At 61.7% G+C, this 17,602-nt stretch carries 15 protein-coding genes; 11 read left to right on the top strand and 4 right to left on the bottom strand.

What is annotated here, in order from left to right:
* Positions 1 to 11: 11 nt before the first annotated feature.
* The 3 genes from F4V60_RS09560 to ald all read left to right on the top strand — a co-directional run bounded on the left by F4V60_RS09560 (position 12) and on the right by ald (position 2,389).
* Positions 12 to 437 (top strand): acyl-CoA thioesterase, encoded by a 426-nt coding sequence (locus F4V60_RS09560; protein WP_075730377.1) that lies wholly within the window; start codon positions 12 to 14, stop codon positions 435 to 437.
* 75 nt (positions 438 to 512) lie between these two features.
* A complete protein-coding gene (locus tag F4V60_RS09555) occupies positions 513 to 1,154 on the top strand; it encodes a DUF8185 domain-containing protein (RefSeq protein ID WP_075730376.1) in 642 nt (213 codons plus the stop codon).
* A gap of 143 nt (positions 1,155 to 1,297) precedes the next feature.
* Complete coding sequence (ald, locus tag F4V60_RS09550) at positions 1,298 to 2,389, top strand: alanine dehydrogenase (protein ID WP_075730375.1); 1,092 nt, start codon at positions 1,298 to 1,300, stop codon at positions 2,387 to 2,389.
* 5 nt (positions 2,390 to 2,394) lie between these two features.
* Here ald and F4V60_RS09545 read toward each other — a convergent pair whose 3' ends face one another.
* A complete protein-coding gene (locus F4V60_RS09545; protein WP_075730374.1) occupies positions 2,395 to 2,784 on the bottom strand; it encodes a globin in 390 nt (129 codons plus the stop codon).
* A 144-nt stretch (positions 2,785 to 2,928) separates the two neighbouring features.
* On the opposite strand from F4V60_RS09545, the gene F4V60_RS09540 reads away from it, so the two are divergent.
* Positions 2,929 to 4,080 (top strand): cystathionine gamma-synthase, encoded by a 1,152-nt coding sequence (locus F4V60_RS09540; RefSeq protein WP_075730373.1) that lies wholly within the window; start codon positions 2,929 to 2,931, stop codon positions 4,078 to 4,080.
* Positions 4,081 to 4,721: 641 nt separating this feature from the next.
* On the opposite strand, the gene F4V60_RS09535 is transcribed toward F4V60_RS09540, so the two are convergent.
* Entirely contained in the window at positions 4,722 to 4,934 is a 213-nt protein-coding gene (locus F4V60_RS09535; protein ID WP_075730372.1) for a hypothetical protein, read from the bottom strand.
* Positions 4,935 to 5,107: 173 nt separating this feature from the next.
* Entirely contained in the window at positions 5,108 to 6,985 is a 1,878-nt protein-coding gene (locus tag F4V60_RS09530; protein WP_075730371.1) for an FAD/NAD(P)-binding protein, read from the bottom strand.
* 135 nt (positions 6,986 to 7,120) lie between these two features.
* Between F4V60_RS09530 and F4V60_RS09525 the strand changes: the two genes are divergently transcribed.
* The 7 genes from F4V60_RS09525 to F4V60_RS09495 all read left to right on the top strand — a co-directional run bounded on the left by F4V60_RS09525 (position 7,121) and on the right by F4V60_RS09495 (position 15,025).
* Positions 7,121 to 8,767 (top strand): TIGR04028 family ABC transporter substrate-binding protein, encoded by a 1,647-nt coding sequence (locus F4V60_RS09525; protein ID WP_075730370.1) that lies wholly within the window; start codon positions 7,121 to 7,123, stop codon positions 8,765 to 8,767.
* A 3-nt stretch (positions 8,768 to 8,770) separates the two neighbouring features.
* On the top strand, positions 8,771 to 9,796 hold the full coding sequence (locus tag F4V60_RS09520) for an ABC transporter permease (RefSeq protein WP_075730369.1): 1,026 nt from the start codon (positions 8,771 to 8,773) through the stop codon (positions 9,794 to 9,796).
* Positions 9,793 to 10,593: an ABC transporter permease gene (locus F4V60_RS09515; RefSeq protein WP_075730368.1), complete on the top strand. Its 801-nt coding sequence runs from the start codon at positions 9,793 to 9,795 to the stop codon at positions 10,591 to 10,593. Before F4V60_RS09520 ends, F4V60_RS09515 begins: the two co-directional genes overlap by 4 nt.
* Positions 10,594 to 10,596: 3 nt before the next feature.
* Positions 10,597 to 12,204 (top strand): dipeptide ABC transporter ATP-binding protein, encoded by a 1,608-nt coding sequence (locus F4V60_RS09510; RefSeq protein WP_075730367.1) that lies wholly within the window; start codon positions 10,597 to 10,599, stop codon positions 12,202 to 12,204.
* 64 nt (positions 12,205 to 12,268) lie between these two features.
* Entirely contained in the window at positions 12,269 to 13,471 is a 1,203-nt protein-coding gene (locus F4V60_RS09505) for an alkylhydroperoxidase domain protein (RefSeq protein ID WP_075730366.1), read from the top strand.
* A gap of 41 nt (positions 13,472 to 13,512) precedes the next feature.
* Positions 13,513 to 14,196 (top strand): SDR family oxidoreductase, encoded by a 684-nt coding sequence (locus F4V60_RS09500; RefSeq protein WP_075731277.1) that lies wholly within the window; start codon positions 13,513 to 13,515, stop codon positions 14,194 to 14,196.
* Between the two features lie 70 nt (positions 14,197 to 14,266).
* The gene (locus tag F4V60_RS09495) at positions 14,267 to 15,025 is read left to right on the top strand and encodes a GntR family transcriptional regulator (RefSeq protein WP_075730365.1); all 759 of its coding nucleotides are present in this window, start codon (positions 14,267 to 14,269) and stop codon (positions 15,023 to 15,025) included.
* A gap of 28 nt (positions 15,026 to 15,053) precedes the next feature.
* Here the strand turns inward: F4V60_RS09495 and pepN are convergent, their stop codons facing one another.
* Positions 15,054 to 17,561: an aminopeptidase N gene (gene pepN, locus F4V60_RS09490; RefSeq protein ID WP_075730364.1), complete on the bottom strand. Its 2,508-nt coding sequence runs from the start codon at positions 17,559 to 17,561 to the stop codon at positions 15,054 to 15,056.
* Positions 17,562 to 17,602 lie beyond the last annotated feature (41 nt).

The raw sequence follows: 17,602 nt of genomic DNA, 5'->3' as shown, positions 1-17,602 counted from the left end.
AACTAGAAAACATGACATCGCAGGTTATACATACCCATAAGGTCGAGGTTCGCTGGTCGGACTTCGACATGTACGGACACATGATGAACGCCAACTTCGTGGAGGTGGCACAGGAGGCTCGTCTCGCCTTCGCCCGTGAGCACATCTTTGGGCAAGGCCTGAACTTCATCGCTTTCGTGCGCCACCTTGACATCAACTATCTCTTGCCCGTCAAGTGGGACAACGAGGCAGCCATCACGGTGGAGAGCTCAGTATCCCGCGTCGGGACCACCTCCTACGTGACCCACCAGGTGGTAAAGGACCACAAGGGCAACATCGCCTGCGTTGTGGATTGCACTCAGGTAGCAATCGATCCGCAGACGCAGGCCCCGCGTCCCCTCACCGATGAGGAGAAGAACACCCTGCTCAAGACACCTTCTGAGGCAGTGGCATCCTAGCAGCGATTTAATCCCCGCCTGAGGGTTTGCTCAGCGCAGGCGGGGGCGGAGAGTTAAGGAAGTGACGGGAAGTTCATGGTCAATGACACGCTGACCCTACTCGGTGGCGGAGACGGACTGCGAGCTTTCCTCGCCCGGGTTGTGGGTCTCGAGCCCACCGCCACTGTTCGCCTGCGTCAGCTCGGCGCCGATGCGATCGACGTCTTTGCCACCACTCCCTTCGAGGTGGTTGCTGCCCGGCGTGCCCGCGGCCGAGTCTCGCGAGATGGGGCAGTGGTCTCCGCCCAAACGCTTTACGCGGGGCTGGTGGATAGTGATTCCCGCGGGGGAGAGATCGACCTCGGCCCAGCTCAGGACTTTGCGTGGCCTGGCGCGCTGCCGCCGGCGGAGGGCTTCGTCTTACTCGATACTTTGCCGGTAACGGTAGCGCGCGACCTTTCAGACCAAGGCCGGCAGCTTGCCCGGCAGTTCTCTGGACCGCTGGGTCCTCCGACCAGCCTCCTTAACCAGCCAGTGATTGAGGTAGAGGGGGCGGGGCAAACAGTCGAGATCCCCATGCGCATGGTGTTCGCCTGCACAAACTTAGGCCTCATTCCGGGGTTCTCCGCCCCGCAGGACGTTCCGCGCCATCTGCGTGTCGCCGGACTCGGACGGTGGGTGCGCCTGGACGCCCCCTTCGGCAGCGTGTATCACTCCACGCGCCTATCTCTGTTTTAGGCAGGCTGAGAGCGCAGGCATTAAGTCCTGAATTTCTCGCAGAAACTCAGCGAAAGAACGCATTGGGTGTGGCACACTTTCTTCTCAGGAGGAAGAGTCCTCCTTAGTGTGCTTCTGCCTATCGTGAGAGAAGGAAATAGTCCATGCGTATCGCAGTCCCTGCGGAAATTATGAACAATGAAAACCGCGTCGCGTTGACCCCTACCGCAGTAGCCACCCTAGTCAAGGATGGCCATGAGGTTTTGGTTCAAACCGGTGCTGGTGCTGGGGCCTCATTCCCAGATACAGAGTATGAAAACGCCGGTGCCCGGATTGTAGAGTCGGCCGCGGAAACCTGGCAGCAGGCTGAGCTCGTAGTCAAGGTCAAGGAACCACTCCCGGTGGAGTATGGTTTCCTGCGCCCTGACCTACTCTTGTTTACCTACCTCCACCTCGCCGCAGACCGCGCTTTGACTGAGGCGCTCATCGCGGCCGGTACTACTGCCATTGCCTACGAAACCGTGACTGATCGGCTCGGCACGCTTCCCTTGCTCACCCCGATGTCTCAGGTGGCAGGCCGCTTGGCAGTCATCGAGGGTGCACACCACCTGCTTTCGACCGAGGGCGGGCGCGGCCTTTTGCTCTCGGGTGTGCCAGGTACACAGCCGGCGCGCGTCGTCGTCGTTGGTGGCGGCCAGGTCGGCGCCTCTGCAGTTGCCATGGCGCACGGACTGCGCGCCGAGGTCTCCATCTTGGACCTTGATCCGCACGTACTGCAGCGCTTTGATGATCAGTACCAAGGCGCAGTTCGCACCCTCGTGTCCGATCCCGCCACGCTGGAGACAGAGCTCCTAGAAGCCGATCTCGTCATCGGCGCGGTCCTCATCCCAGGCGCAGCCGCCCCCAAGTTGGTCCGAGAGGACACGGTCAAGCGCATGAAGGCCGGCGCCGTGCTTGTCGACGTCGCTATTGACCAAGGCGGCTGCTTCGAGAACTCGCGCAAGACCTCGCATGACGATCCGGTATTCAAGGTATTCGATACGAACTTCTACTGCGTGGCCAATATGCCGGGGGCGGTGGCCAATACTTCCGCTCGCGCGCTGAATTCGGCCACGCTGCCCTATATCCGGGCCGTCGCCGCACAAGGCATTGACGGCGCAGTCGATCGCTTCCCAGGCCTGGCCAACGGCATCATGACCCGTGAAGGCCAGCTGCTTTCCGAGCCCGTCCGCGCCGCCCTAGGAATCAGCGGTTAAGCGGTCTATACCGGCCGGTTGATGAGCATGACAGCCACGCGCTGCATGTGATCCCACAACATGGCCCGGTAGGCAGGTGGCAGAGTCTCTTCCTCGATGTCTTCTAAGGAGTTCGACATGAGCTCTAGCCACCTGTCGTGCGCGCGCAGATCGATGGGAAATTCCGCGTGGCGCATGCGCAGGCGCGGGTGTCCGCGGCGCTCACTGAAGGTCTGCGGCCCGCCCCAATACTGCACGAGGAACCACTTGAGGCGCTGTTCGGCGCCCTCCCAATCCTCGGCGGGGTACATGGGCCCGAGCAGATCGTCCTCCCGGACTTGCGCATAGAAACCCGCGACGATCCTGTCGAAGGTTTCCATGCCACCTATCGCTTCATACACACTTGCTGGCTGCACGCCGATTTCCTTTACTGTTGGGGTCTTTGGCCTATGTGAACTTTAGGATACTTGGCGGTGGAGGGGCGAGGCGGCTTCGCCAAGCATGAAATTAAATAGGCGTGATTCTTCCACAACTGTACAGCTTGGTCTAGTGTGAATTGCATGATTGAGAGCACCGCACAAGGTTTTAGTTCCCGCGCCATTCACGCTGGTTATGAGCCAGATTCCCATATGGGCTCCATTAACGTTCCCATCTATGCGTCGACGACATTCGCCCAGGATGGGCTGGCGCAGCTACGTGGCGGATACGAGTATGGACGCGTGGCCAACCCCACGGTGCGCGCGCTCGAACAGACCCTGGCCGCGCTGGAAGAGGCATCTTTCGCGCGCGCTTTTTCCTCGGGCATGGCCGCAGTTGACGCCCTCATCCGCATCCTCGTGCGCCCAGGTGACCACGTCATTTTGGGAAACGATGCCTATGGCGGGATCTATCGCCTCCTTCAACACGACTATGGCGAGTGGGGCATTGAGCTCTCCATCGTCGACACCACAGATGTGGCTGCAGTCCGTGACGCGGTGCGCGAAAACACTCGGATCATTTGGCTTGAAACCCCGACTAATCCCGCGCTGAACATCACCGATATTGCGGCGATATCCGCAGTAAAAGGCAGTGCTGCGGTAGTCGTGGATAACACTTTTGCCACGCCCTACCTGCAGAAGCCTCTCGAGCTTGGCGCCGACCACGTCCTGCACTCAACCACCAAGTACCTCGGCGGGCATTCCGACGTCCTCGGTGGCGCTGTCGTGACCAACTGCGCCGATATGGACGAGCGCCTCCTCTATTTCCAGGGAAACGTAGGCGCTGTGTCCTCGCCTTTCGACGCCTATCTCACCACTCGCGGCATCAAGACGCTGTCGGTGCGCATGGACAGGCACTGCTCGAATGCCCAGGCCGTGGCGGAATTCCTGGAATCTCGGCCAGAGGTCAGCCAGGTTCTTTATCCTGGCCTTTCTTCGCACCCGGGACACGAATTGGCTGCTCGGCAGATGCGCGGTTTTGGTGGCATGCTCTCCGTGCGTTTCCACAGCGAGGAGCAGGCTCGCGGAGTGTGCCTCAACACGCGTCTCGTGTGTCTTGCGGAATCTTTGGGAGGAGTCGAGTCTCTCATCGAGCATCCGCAGTCGATGACCCATGCTTCGGCTGCTGGATCGGTGCTCGTACCTCCCGCTGACCTGGTGCGTATCTCTGTTGGCATCGAAGACATCGAGGACCTCCTGGCAGATTTCGCGCAGGCACTCGACGCCCTTCATTAGAGAAAGCCTGGTCCAAGGCCCTGAAAGTACGGGTGCCATTTCCATACTCCGAAGGACCAGCGGCCAGGCTTCGGGTCTGGGCGCACCGCCGCGAGGATCTGGTCCACCACCTGGCCTAATTGCTGATAGATGCATCCCGCCGCATGGCGCAGAACCGTGTACCCCACGCAGCGTCGCATCGTTGGCCTTCCACCTGTCCCTGCGGAAGTTAGCCTGGGTCTCCTCTGAATCGCGGTGATAGCGAAAGCCGTCGACCTCGATCGCGATGCCATAGTCTAAGAGCTCTATGTCCCAGTGATAGTCCCCAATCTTGGAGTTACACTTAAGACGTAGTCCGGCCTGCCGCAACGCCGCGACGAGGTCGCGCTCCGGCGGACTGTCCGCTTCGATTGCAGCCTGGTTAAGCAGGCGTTTCGCGCGTGCGCTGAGCTTTCCCTTCGCGTGCTTATCGGCCTCTGCCTGGCCTTTCCTGCCTGCGTAGACGTGGTTGAGGAACCTTAGTGCAGCGGCCGTCGCCAAGCGGGTTGCGGCGATGACCGGCAGCTCAATGTTGAACTCGCCCCAGGTGGCGGGCCGGAAGATGCGCGTCCGGTGAAAACGCACCCACGGTGTATCGCTGCGCCGCTGCCGGTGCGGAATGCTCACCTCGATGGGGGCGTGACCTCCTCCTCCATCATCAGTTGCGCGAGGGTCCTCCCCGTGAGCAGGAAGCCCTGCGCGGAGAGCACGTGCGCGGCCTCCACTGGCGAAGGCTTTCCCCACACATGAATGCCGGGCGCGAGCCTGGTCATCACGCCCTTCTTGATGCGCCGATACAGCTGATGCGCCGAAAGTCCCCCCGAGTAGTGCTTCATGCGCAAAACCTAGCGCGAGGCCTTTCCCCGCCGCGCGCGCCGGGCCCCAGGATGGTGGATTTCTGGGGAGGAACCTCGCGCAGGAAGCGCCGAGCTGCCGGCTTCGCGGTTGGGGGCGGGGGCCGGTTCGGGGTTTGGGAGCCAGAGTGGGGAGAGCTTTCGCGCGCTGGAGGCTATCCGCGCGCGGCCTGAAGTAGGGAACCCGCGGTGCGGTCAGTCTCCTGCAACATGAGCGGGTCGGTACCTGGCATCGGGGAGATGGTGGTGTCCGGCCACTGCGCGTAGGTGGGAATACCCAGGATATGCAGGCGCTTGTCGACGCCGCCATCAGGGTGCACCACCAACCTCTCCCATGTGGTTTCCGGCGACCCGGTGCGGCGTTCGTGGTCGCGGAAGGCACGCACGCGCCCCGCCAGCGAGAGCGCCAAGGGGTCGGTGGAGTGGCGGATGTCGGGCTGGTGCATCCAGGCGTCGATAAGCCAGGGCGAAGAAGCGGAGGCGTACTTGGTGCTGAGGGTGAACTCGGTGTCGTCGAAGGTGAGATTGGGGTGGGGGCCTAGGAAGGAGACGAGGCGGGCTTCGACAAGCGCGAGCAGTTCACGGGTGCGGAACAGTGGAGGGCCGGAGCCGACCATCTGCCCAAAGGCCATGAACTCGCTGTAGGAATCGCTGCGGGAATCCCAGGTCAGGCGCCCAGGTGAGGCAGCGATGGAGGCGGGCTTGCGCGCGGCCGAGATGGTCCACAGGGCAGCCTTGAGAGGAGAATCCGCGGCTGCGACGGCCTCGGCGATGTCGTGTGCCAAGGCAGAGGCGAGGAAATCATCGACGCTGCCGCCGGAAAAGTCCGCGAAAGGACGTACCCAGTGGGCAAGGTCGAGGGGATCGGTGGAGACACCAGCTAGTGCTGCGTTGATTTCACGGCAGGCTCCGAAAAAGTCCGACGAGGTGATCGGGGCGGCGTCGAGGCGGGTAAGGATCTCGGGCAGGGGAAGCTTCAACGCGGCGGGTGCTACCCGGTCCTGGGTCTGATAGTACGCGGCGTAGGCATCACGCAGCAGGTGGGGCAGGACCTCGGTGCCGAAGTCGATTTCGGGCCCGAGTGAAGCCAGCGCGGCGGAGAAGCGGGGGAGATTGGCTGCTGGAGGCAGTGAGTGGTACTCGGACTTGGGTAGGTAGGGGTAGCCGCGCCCAGAGGAAACCACGAGGTGTGGCTCGCGGCCGCTGGGCTCGTAGCGCAGGCCGGAGCGGGTGCTTGAATCCTCGTGGAAGATGCCGCCGCGGCCGATGGTCAGTAGCGCCATGGCGTCGAAGAAGCCCATTCCGAGCCCGCGGACGAGGACGGGGATGCCGGCGGGGACCTCGGATAGCGGCTGTTCGACGGGGTTATCCGGGCGAACCCAGTGGAGACCAGACTCGGCGAGGTGAGCTTCTGAGTCAGTGAGCGCAGGGACTTGCCAGCCGTAGGCCAAAGCAGTGGCGGTGGCGCTGACGTGGGAGCCGTCGGACAAGGTGAGTACGTCGTGGTCGCCGGCCTGTGCGACGGAAATGACACGAGAGTGGTGCTCGATGACGGTGACGGAATCTGGGAGCTGGGCCAAGGCAACCTCATAGACCCAGTGCAGGTAGGCGCCGTAGAGGGCACGCGAGGGGTTGGACTCGGGGCGGGTGGTGGCGAGTTCTGCGGCGAAGGCCGGGGCCACGGAGGCGGGATGGGAATCGAAGAGGCGCTTCTTCGCGGGGGCGATGCCTGCGGACTCCCCGCGCAGGAGCTGGATCCATTCGTAGAGGGTAGGGCCTTCCACGACGGGGGCTGTGGTGGTTGAGGTTGGCTCGGTGAAGAGGGTGACGGCGCCGGCGAGGGTGTTCATGCACAGGGTCTTGGTCTGCGAGGTGTCCCAGATGCGGCCGGCGCCGATGTCGGAATCGTCGATAAGGTGCAGCTCAATAGGCGCAGGTGGGCGGTCCAGCAGGTGGGCGCCGAGGCGTTCGACGAGGGAGATACCGCGCGGTCCCATCCCCACGAGGGCGATGGACGGGGTGGTTGGGGTCATTTTATTCATCCTTAGCGCGGGCTGACACGCTCGCAGTTTATAAACCTTTTTAGACTGTGCTGTCTGTAGAGATAATACTAAATAGTCTACGCTGTGTTAAATTCTACAGACCTATAGACAAACACTCTCTTCAGCATGGGAAGTAAGACCGTGAAACGCTTGAAAGCAATGGCCAGCATCATCACTGCTGCGGCTGTGATGGCCGGTTGTGCAGCGCACGCCGAGTCGAAGGAGGAAGACAACGTTCTCACCTACCTTGAACCACAGTTCTTCCGCACTCTCTACCCGCCCGCAGCAGGCTTCTATCCCAATGGCGCCGTGGTCAACCAGTTGACGGACCGGCTGCTCTTTCAGGATCCGGAGACTCTCGAGCTCAGCCCGTGGATTGCCACGGAGTTGCCGCAGGTTAACCAGGATGCCACTGAGTACACCTTCAACGTGCGCACCGACGTGACCTACTCCGACGGTACTCCCATGACAACGGAGAATATTGTCCGCAATTTCGATCTCTTTGGGCTCGGCGATAAGGACCGCCGGCTGTCCTCCTCGGAGCAGATCTCCAACTACGAGCGTGGGGAAGCCGTTGATGAGGACACGGTGAAGTTCTACTTCTCGGCGCCCGCGCCGGGCTTCTTGCAAGCTACCTCCACCTATAACGCTGGATTGCTTTCTGATAGCACCCTCGATTTTGATGATGAGGGCTTCGGACCAGGCAATGCAACCCAGGTCATAGGCTCGGGGCCTTTCGTCGTGGAATCGGAGAAGATCGGCACCGATCTCATGCTGCGCACCCGCGAGGACTATGACTGGGCGCCTCCCGCCACGGAGCATCAGGGACGTGCTTCCGTCGACGGCGTGCATTACATTCTGGCCTCCGAAGAGTCAGTGCGCACCGGCGCGATCATCTCGGCTCAGGCCGATATTGCACGTCAGATTTCCGCGCCGCAGGAGCCGCTGCTGCGGGAGAAGGGCGTGGATATTGTCTCGCGGGGTACCAACTCAGTCAACAATCAGATTGCCTTCCGCTTCAACTATCCCACTTTGCAGGATAAGCGCGTGCGCGAGGCCATTATCCATGGCATCGACAGGGAGGAGATCCTACGGGTGCTCTTCTCCGATTCTTATCCGCTGGCCACCTCGTCTCTGGCAGCCACTGCGCTGGGATATAAAGACCAGTCCGCGGCCTATACCTATGACCCGGAGCTCTCGCGCCGCCTGCTCGATGAGGCCGGATGGGTGCCAGGCCCGGATGGAATTCGGGTCAAGGACGGCCAGCGGCTTTCTTTCCGTACCAACACTGCGATTCCGCAGCCGCGTTCCAAGGAAGTCATGACCATGGTGCAAGACCAGCTGGGGGACCTGGGCATTGACTTCCACATCAACGCCGGTGACCAGGCCACACAGAATGCCGATGCGAAATCCATCGATAAGGTGCAGCTCTATCACATGATGGTGGGCCGCGCCGACTACGACGTCATCTCCTCGATGTATGCCAAAGACTCCCGTGACGCCCTGCTCAACCAGGATGCGGAAGGCAACGCTTTGGACCCGCGTCTAGAGGAGCTCTTGGACGAGGTTACTTCCAGCCCGGAGCAAGAACAGCGCCGCAAGGCCGTCGAGGCAGTCCAGGATTACCTCACCGAGCAGGCTTATCTCCTGCCGCTTTTTGAAGAGCCGGTGGTCTACGCCGTCAGCAGGGAAGTCACGGGCTTTAGACCCGAATCGGTGGCACGCCCTTGGTTCTATGAGGTGGAGCTCCACCGCACAGCAGGAGGAGAATAAACGATGAATCCCAAGCAACTTGCTGCGCGTATCGGCCAGGCGGTCGTCGTGCTTGTGGTGACCTACACGGTCGCCTTCCTGCTCCTCTCGGCGCTGCCCTCTGATGCGGTGATGTCGCGCTTCGGTGACCCGGCACTCGGGCTCTCCGAGGCGGAGATTGCGGCCATTCGGGAGGAAATGGGCGTCGACAAGCCTCTGGTGGTGCAATTCTTCACCGGCCTGGCAGGGGCACTGGTGGGTGACTTCGGCAACTCAACCCAGACTGGCGCCAAGGTGGGAACGCTCATTGCCGACGCCGCGCCCCACACCCTCGCCCTCGCCGCCAGCTCCATTGGGCTGGCCATCCTCGTGGCGCTTCTCGTGGCCTTCCTTGCCACTCTGCCCGGGCTTGGCTTCATCTCCGCTTTCTTCCGTGGGCTGCCTTCCTTCATGGTCTCCCTGCCGGGATTCTGGATCGGCATCCTGCTCATCCAGTTTTTCTCCTTCCAGCTGGGCTGGATAAGAATCATCGAGCCCTCTTCCTTTGAGGGGCTCATCCTTCCCACCCTGACGCTGGCCGTGCCCATGGCGGCCCCGCTTATCCAGGTGCTCATTCGCTCCATTGATGAGACCCAGGCCATGCCTTTCGTGCAGGCCGTGCGCTCGCGTGGAGCAAGCGAGGCGTGGATATTCTGGCGCGATATTCTGCGCAACTCGCTCTTGCCCGCGCTGACCATGGCGGGACTGCTCTTTGGAGAGCTCGTCGGCGGCGCCGTGGTCACGGAAACCGTCTTCGGTCGCACCGGACTGGGGCAGATGACCGCCCAGGCGGTGTCCAACCGTGATACCCCGGTCTTGCTGGCGATAGTGCTCATCGCCGCCGCAGCCTACGTTGTTATCAATCTCATCGTGGACCTTCTCTATCCCGTTCTCGATGTGCGCCTGCGTGCTCCCCGCACGCGCTCCACCAGCCCACAAGCCGCCGCAGACCACGTCTCGGCCCGCGTCACGGCACCAGCGGCCGAACTCGAGGAAGGACCTCGCGCATGACCAAGCAGAAGCTTCTCGCCCCCACGACGGTGATCTCTGCCATTATCTTGGCTATTGCCTTTCTCGCAGCGCTCTTTCCCGGGCTCTTTAGTAACTCTGACCCCTATGCGGGAACCGATGTCGCGCTGCTTAGCCCCAGCTCGCAGCACTGGTTTGGCACCGACGCGATTGGCCGCGATCTTTATGCGCGCGTGGTCTACGGCGCCAGGCAATCCTTGCTCGGGGCGCTCATCGCCGTGGCCGTAGGTCTGGTGGTTGGCACGGTGCTGGGCCTTGTCGCCGGTTCCTTGCGTGGCTGGGTAGACGTGGTCATCATGCGCGTCGTCGATGTGCTGCTTTCGATTCCGGGCATCTTGCTCAGCCTGTCCATCATCATTGTCCTGGGCTTTGGTTCGCTGCAGGCCGCGGTCGCTGTCGGTGCGACCTCCATCGCCACCTTCGCCCGTCTGGCTCGCTCGCGGGTGATCTCGGTGGCCGGCGCGGAGTATATCGAGGCTGCCTATGGCTCGGGTGCTACCCCGGCGCAGGTCATGTTCCGGCATATCCTGCCCAACTCGCTGACTCCGGTCATAGCTCTGGCGACGCTGCAATTCGGCTCCGCCATCCTGCAGCTCTCCATCCTGGGCTTCTTGGGCTACGGGGCACCGGCCCCCACGCCAGAGTGGGGCCTTATCATCGCCGAGGGCCGCGATTTTATGGCCACGGCGTGGTGGCTCATCATCTTGCCGGGGCTGGCCATCGTGGCCGTTGTTGTCTCGGCCAACCGTCTATCGCAGAACTTCCGAGCAGAGGCATAAACCGTGACACAACCGCTCTTGCAGATAACTGACCTCAATATTTCCTATGAAACCGCCCAGGGGCACGTCGACGCCGTCGAAGGCGTCAACCTAGCTGCTTATCCGGGCCAGATTACCGCGATCGTGGGCGAATCAGGCTCAGGCAAGTCCACTTCCGCCATGGCCGCGATTGGGTTGCTGGCGCCGAATGCCCGGATCACAGCCGGCAGCATCGTATTCGATGGCCGTGACGTCACGGACTTTAGTAACAAGCAGTGGCGCGGGCTGCGCGGCACCCGGATCGGTCTGGTTCCCCAGGACCCGAATAACTCCCTCAACCCGCTCAAGACCATTGGCGCCGCGGTGGAGGACGGCATGGCCATCCACGGTCGCGGCAGCGCGGCGCAGCGCAAAGCCAAGGCGCTTGAGCTGCTGGAGCGCGTGGGCATTGATAACCCGCGCAAGCGCTACGGGCAATATCCCCACGAGCTCTCCGGCGGCATGAAGCAACGCGTGCTCATCGCCGCGGCAGTGGCGCTGGAACCGGCGCTCATCATCGCCGACGAACCGACTTCCGCCCTCGACGTCACCGTGCAGAAGGTCATTCTTGATCTCCTTGATGAGATGAGGCATGAGCTGGGCCTGAGCATCCTGTTCATCACGCATGACCTGGCGGTGGCCGGCGACCGCGCGGATCACATCGTGGTCATGGAAAAGGGCCAGGTGCGCGAGTCGGGCTTTGCCGCCAGCGTGCTCACCGATCCCCAAGACGCCTATTCCAAACGCCTGCTTGCCGACGCCCCCTCCCTCACCGTAGCCGACATCGACCGGCGCCCCGTGCCCCATAGCGAGACGCTGCTCGAGGTGAAGAACATGGTCCAGCGCTTCGATGACTTCACGGCTGTCGATGGAGTGAGCTTCAGCGTTGCTCGCGGCAGCACCCACGCTTTAGTGGGGGAGTCCGGCTCCGGGAAAACCACCATTGGTCGCGCCATTTCCTTATTCAATACCCCAACATCCGGTTCTATCGCCCTGAGTGGGGAAGAGATAACTGGGCGCAGGGGCAAGGAGCTGCGGCACTTGCGCCGGCGCATCCAGCTGGTCTACCAAAACCCTTTCGGTTCCCTGGATCCGCGCATGAGCATCGGGGATAGCATCGCTGAGCCGCTGCGTAACTTCGACGGAGCCTCAGCGCGTCAGGCTCGTCGCAAGGCCGAAGAATACCTAGACCTCGTGGCCCTAGACAAGGCCATTGCTTCTCGACGTCCGCGCGAGCTCTCCGGCGGCCAACGCCAGCGCGTGGCCATCGCCCGCGCCATGATTGTCGAGCCGGAACTCGTGGTGCTCGATGAGGCTGTCTCCGCCCTCGACGTCACCGTCCAATCGCAGATCTTGCGCCTGCTCAACGATCTGCAGGGCCAGCTGGGGCTGACCTATATATTCATCTCGCACGATTTAGCCGTGGTCAACCAGATTTCCGATACCGTCAGCGTGCTCTCGCACGGACAACAGGTGGAATACGGTAAAACCGCCGAGGTCTTTAGCAACCCGCAGTCTGGGTTTACCCGCCAGCTCATCGAGGCTATTCCAGGCTCACGCTACCGTGCAGGTGACCTGAACTTGGGGCTCTAGGCTCGGCCTTGCACTTAAAGGCACTGAACTTCTAAAGGCATTTATAAGGCACTGAAAGGAAAACATGGAAGACATCATCAATCAACTAGCACAGGCCGGCCCGGACATTGAGGCATTGCGCGCCGCCCGGGCGGATGCGCGTAGCAATGCGCAGGCTTCCTTTAAGGCCCTGCTCGAGCCGGAGAACCCCGGGCCCTTTTCCTATGGCGAGCGCTATGCGGTGGCTGCCTTTAGTGCCGGAGTCTCCCAGTCATCCCAGGCCGCGGAGTTCTATCTCGATCTGCTGGCGGATGAAACCTCGCCACAGGTCGTGGATGCCGTGCGCCGAGCGATAGAGCACGGGGTATCCAGCGGGCCTTATAAGCACGGAAGTTTCCTGGTGTTTAGCGCCGCCGATGTGGGCGAGCGCCTCGCCGCAGCCTTTGACTGGGCGCACCTGCTTATTTTTCATCCCAAGGATGCCTCGCCTGCTGCGATCGGGCACCTCTATAGTGCCGGGTGGGCGGAGGATGACACAGTCAGTCTCTCCCAGCTGGTGGCTTTCCTTTCTTTCCAGCTACGCGTGATTCACGCGCTCAGCGTGTTGGGTGGCCAGTCGCCTTCAGTGCCTTCTGCTTCCCGTGTCGAGGGCGTGACGGATCCAGGCTGGCAGGTGACGGATAGCGTGGTAAATGAGGAGGTCGTAGGCCCAGCCGGCTTTGTCAACCACTCTCTAGGCTGGCGTCCGTGGGTGGCGCCGCTGAGCAAGGAGGAGCTCACGCGAGAGCAGCGCGAGGCGCTCATCCAACCTCAACGCATTGATTCGGCTTATTTTCGGCTGCTCGCGCGTGATCCCGCCGCGCTAAAGGCTCGGACGCTGACGGACTTCGACATCTTTTATAACACTGAGGGCGGCCTTGCTCGCGCCGATCGCGAGCTCGCAGCCACGGTGGTCTCGCGTTACAACGGCTGCGAATACTGCGCTTCGGTGCATCAGGCTCGCAGCGTGGAGGAGGGCGGGGACCGCGCAGCTATTGACCGCCTGCTCTTTGAGGGCGTCGAGGCGGATCTGGGCAGCAGCAAGTGGGACCTCATCCGCAGGGCAGCGCTGGCGCTCATGGCAACGCCCTTTGCCTTTGGGGCCAAGCATGTGGAGGAGCTGCGCGCGGGCGGATTCGACGATCAATCTATTCTTGATCTGGTTTACTCCGCTTCCTTCTTCAATTGGGCTAACCGCCTCATGCTGACGCTGGGTGAGGCGGAGTTGCCCAAGCGCTTCCGTAAATAGAATCCTGACCGGGTGTGCGCTGTATCGCTACGATGGTCGGCATGGCTAAACCAGAAGTAGATTCCCCAGAGAAGATTGCAGTAGTAAGCGGTGCCACCGGAGGAATGGGGCGTGAGATCATCGCGGATCTCGCGCGTGACCATCACGTTTTTGCCCTCGGCAGGCAGGTAGAAAAGATTGCAGGAATGGAAAACGTCACCCCCGTTGCCATCGACCTCGTCGCGGGGCTGGATTCCGGGCTAGAGCTTCCGGAGATCGCGCGAGTTGATGTTCTCGTCCATGCGGCGGCGCGCGCGGATAAGTTCTCGGTGGAGTCGGCTCGGCCGAGCGCTTGGCGGGATCAGATGGACCTCAATGTGTATGCCGCCGCGGAGTTGACCAGGGCTCTCCTGCCGCAGACGCGGAAGGCCGGGGGAACGGTGATCTTTATCAACTCGGGTGCGGGACGCAATAGCTATGCAGATAATGTCATTTACGCAGCTACCAAGCATGCGCTCTATGCACTCGCGGATGGGCTGCGCAAGGCCGAGCCCGAGATTCGCGTCTCTACCGTGGCACCGGGGCCGACGGATACGCCGATGCTCAAAGGCCTGCAGGACTATGAGCCGGAGCATGTTATTGCGCCGGTCGAGGTGGCCAAGGCTATCCGCGCCGTGGTCAACGCCGGCCCTTCAACGCAGTTGACGGAGATTCAGGTACGCCCGCGGGTGGAACTGAAGAAGTAATAATAAAAAGGGCGATAGACGTCACATATGTTAAGTCTCTCATTAGATACCCTTTCGTTATAATCCTTATGTGGGCAATACTAACCGCCGGCGTCCGGCGTATTTGACGATCTCGGATTCCCTGCGTGGCCGTATCGAAAGACACGAGCTCAAACCAGGGGAGCGCTTTCCAACTGAGCGCGAATTAGTGCAGGAGTTTAACGTAGCACGCATGACGGTGAGGCATGCCCTCGATATTCTACAAATCGAGGGCCTTATTGACAGGCGGCGCGGACGCACGGGCGGAACCTTCGTGCGCGCTATTCCTCCCGCACTGAGCCTGACCTCTAAAGAGGGCTTCATCGAGCAGCTACGCGCGTTGGGGCATGAAACTGCAGACTCGGTGGTTTCGCTTTCTCGAAATGAGGTGCTCCGGCATGTGGCGGTGGCGCTGGGAATAGAGGATGGCACGCCCGTGTGGGAGCTCAAACGCGTGCACTGTATTGACGGCCTTCCGGTGATCTTTTCCTATCACACTTTCCCGGTGGCACTCGTGCCGGATTTGAGGGAAAACGAGCTCACTGCCCCCATTCCGCAGCTGCTGGCCGCGGCGGGATGCCCGCCTGTGTACAAGCGTGAGGCCATCTCCACCACCACTGCCCGCAGCGAAGAGCAGCGCCTTTTGAAGGTCAGCCGTGGACACCCGCTGCTGCGTCTGATGCGGATCCTCAAGGCGGCTGATGGCACGGTCGTTGACTATGTCGAGGAATCCCTGCGCGCCGATGCGGTAAACATCGAGCTCGAGATGGGGGAGGATCCAGCGCCGACGGAGGCGCCGCGGCTGGATTAGCCGCGGCAGCTGCCGGCCAGAGGGCTCCTTAAGCGGCGTCGACCTGTCGGTTACGCAGAGCGCGGGCGCTGCGATCGCGCTGCTCGGTGACGATCCTGCGCAAGCCCCCCGGCAGGTCACGGCCAAGGAATGCATCCGCACGCTCGAGGGTGGCATGCGAGACATCCCAGGAGGGGAAGAGCCCCGTCACGGTGGTCTGCCCAATCTCGGAGGAACGCGAGCTCCAGATCTTCTCCGCGACGTCGAAGTACTCCGCAGAGGGCAGGAGTTCCTCCGCGCCGGGATAAGTCAGACCCTCTAGCTTGGAGGTCAGCTCGCGGTTGCCCAGCTCGCTTTCGACGATTTCTTTCCACTGCGCACGCTTGTTCTCGGCAGTATTGACCGCAGCGCGAGCGCGGATTGCGGATTGATAGCCTGTCGCGGAGTTATCGTGGCCCAGTTCGGCCTCGATGGTGGCGGAGGGATCCTCTAGTGCGCCGTCGGCGGCTAGCGCGGCAATAGCGTGCCAGCGCAGGCCCTGGTCGCTCGAGTTCTGGAGAGTCTCGCGCAGAAACTCGCGCGTGCCCTCGGTCAGCTTGATCCGCGTCAAAGCCTGGGCGAAAATGAGCGCGCGTTCGGAATCTGGATCGGTGGTGCCTTCCAAAAGGGCGTCGGCAAGCACGGTGGACTGGTGCGCCCAGCGCGGGTCTGCATAGTGGAACTGGGCGGTTGCGGCTTGCTGCAGAATGCGCTCCAACACGGCTAGCTCGCTCTCAGCCGCAGCTCCACGGGCAACGAGCTGGACGAAGTCGCGAGCGCGCATCGCCCCATCCCGCGTCATCTGCCAAGCCGCCGACCAGCACAACGTGCGCGCCATGGGGTCGGCGATCTTGTCGATGTTGCCCACAGCAAAATCGAGCGAAGCCTCATCGAGCTTTTGCAAGCAGTAGGTGAGATCGTCGTCGTTGACCAAAATGAGGTCGGCGGCGGGAACGCCACGCAGCTCCGGGACCTCGGTGGAGGCACCATCGATGTCGAGCTCGACGCGCTTGAAACGGCGGACCTTGCCATCTTCCAGGCGATAGAGACCGACCGCGATGCGGTGGGTGCGCGCCGGCTCACCCTGCTGCCGGATGCGGAAGTCGCTATAGGTGCCGTCCTCCACGTGGAAGTCGGCGGACAGGGTATTCATGCCCGTGGTCTTGAGCCATTGTTGCGCCCAGAAAGAAAGATCGCGCCCGGAGGCCTCCTCGAGGTGCCCGAGGAGATCTTCGAAGGTGGCATTGGAGTAGGCGTGCGCTGCGAAGTGGCGACGCACCCCAGCAAAGAAGTTCTCCCTGCCCACATAGGCCTGGAGCTGCTTGAGCACAGAGGCGCCCTTGGCGTAGGTGATACCGTCGAAGTTCTGCTCCACGGTCTCGATATCGGAGGCATCGGTGGAGATGGGGTGCGTCGTGGGAAGCTGGTCCTGCTGGTAGGCCCAGGCCTTTTCGACGTTCGCGAAGGTCACCCACGCAGTGTCATACTCGGTTTCCTCCGCCTGGGAAATGGCCGCTGACCAGGTGGCAAAGGATTCGTTGAGCCAGAGATCGTTCCACCACTTCATGGTGACGAGGTCGCCGAACCACATGTGCGCCAGCTCGTGCAAGATGGTGTCCGCGCGGCGCTCGTAGCGATAGTGAGTGGCCGGGGAGCTAAAAACATACTCGTCGCGGATGGTCACGCAGCCGGCATTTTCCATGGCCCCGGCGTTGAACTCGGGGACGAAGATCTGATCGTATTTCCCAAAGGGGTAGGCCACACCAAAGTTGCGGTGGTAGAAGTCGAAGCCCTGCTTGGTCTCGCGGAACAGGCGCTGTGCGTCCAAGTGTGGCGCCAGGGATTCGCGGCAGTACAACCCCAGCGGAACTTCGACGGCACGCGCCGGCTGGCCCTCTGGGTGCTCGGTGAGCTCGCCGTGCCAGGTGTCTGTGATCTCGTGATAGGGCCCGGCACACAGAGCCACCAGGTAGGTGGATAGTGGATAATCAATGCTGGTGGACCAGGTATTGTCCTGCTGCGTGACTGGCCCGTTGGTGATGACTTTCCAGCCCTGGGGAGTGCGGAAGGAGAGATCGTAGGTTGCCTTCATGTCCGGCTGATCAAAGCAGGCAAAGACCCGCTTGGCATCTGCGGTCTCAAATTGGGTGTAGAGATAAACCTGCTCATCGGCCGGATCCACGAAGCGGTGGAGCCCTTCGCCCGTGCGCGAGAAAGGAATGGTGGCCACGACTTTGAGTTCGTAGTCATCTTCCTCGAGCCCAGCGAGCACGATCCCGGATTCCTCCTCGTATCCCTTCTGCGGCAGCGTCTGCCCGTTGAGGGTCACCTCGTGGATCTCTTGCGCGCGCAGGTCGATGAATGTCGACCCCGGTTCTTGGCAGCTAAAGCGCACGGTGGTGGTGGACAGGAAGTGCGATTCCGACACTGTGAGGTCAAGATGGACATCGTAGTGATGGACGGCAATCTGCCGAAAGCGCGCGGCGGCTTCCTCACGAGTGAGGTTTGTCGAGGTCATGGAAGTTCTGCTCCTAACTAGCGGATGTTTTTCTGCATCCA

The sequence above is a fragment of the Corynebacterium flavescens genome (assembly GCF_008693105.1).
Taxonomy (GTDB): Bacteria; Actinomycetota; Actinomycetes; order Mycobacteriales; family Mycobacteriaceae; genus Corynebacterium; species Corynebacterium flavescens.
The sequence above is the reverse complement of the archived record's forward strand: the minus strand, read 5'-3'. Positions and strand labels throughout refer to the sequence as shown.

Coding starts and splice junctions, on each gene's coding strand:
- F4V60_RS09555 (WP_075730376.1), top strand. CDS start 513: ATGGTCAATGACACGCTGACCCTACTCGGTGGCGGAGACGGACTGCGA.
- F4V60_RS09505 (WP_075730366.1), top strand. CDS start 12,269: ATGGAAGACATCATCAATCAACTAGCACAGGCCGGCCCGGACATTGAG.
- F4V60_RS09530 (WP_075730371.1), bottom strand. CDS start 6,985: ATGACCCCAACCACCCCGTCCATCGCCCTCGTGGGGATGGGACCGCGC.
- F4V60_RS09500 (WP_075731277.1), top strand. CDS start 13,513: ATGGCTAAACCAGAAGTAGATTCCCCAGAGAAGATTGCAGTAGTAAGC.
- F4V60_RS09535 (WP_075730372.1), bottom strand. CDS start 4,934: ATGAAGCACTACTCGGGGGGACTTTCGGCGCATCAGCTGTATCGGCGC.
- F4V60_RS09560 (WP_075730377.1), top strand. CDS start 12: ATGACATCGCAGGTTATACATACCCATAAGGTCGAGGTTCGCTGGTCG.
- F4V60_RS09515 (WP_075730368.1), top strand. CDS start 9,793: ATGACCAAGCAGAAGCTTCTCGCCCCCACGACGGTGATCTCTGCCATT.
- F4V60_RS09525 (WP_075730370.1), top strand. CDS start 7,121: ATGGGAAGTAAGACCGTGAAACGCTTGAAAGCAATGGCCAGCATCATC.
- pepN (WP_075730364.1), bottom strand. CDS start 17,561: ATGACCTCGACAAACCTCACTCGTGAGGAAGCCGCCGCGCGCTTTCGG.
- F4V60_RS09520 (WP_075730369.1), top strand. CDS start 8,771: ATGAATCCCAAGCAACTTGCTGCGCGTATCGGCCAGGCGGTCGTCGTG.
- F4V60_RS09540 (WP_075730373.1), top strand. CDS start 2,929: ATGATTGAGAGCACCGCACAAGGTTTTAGTTCCCGCGCCATTCACGCT.
- ald (WP_075730375.1), top strand. CDS start 1,298: ATGCGTATCGCAGTCCCTGCGGAAATTATGAACAATGAAAACCGCGTC.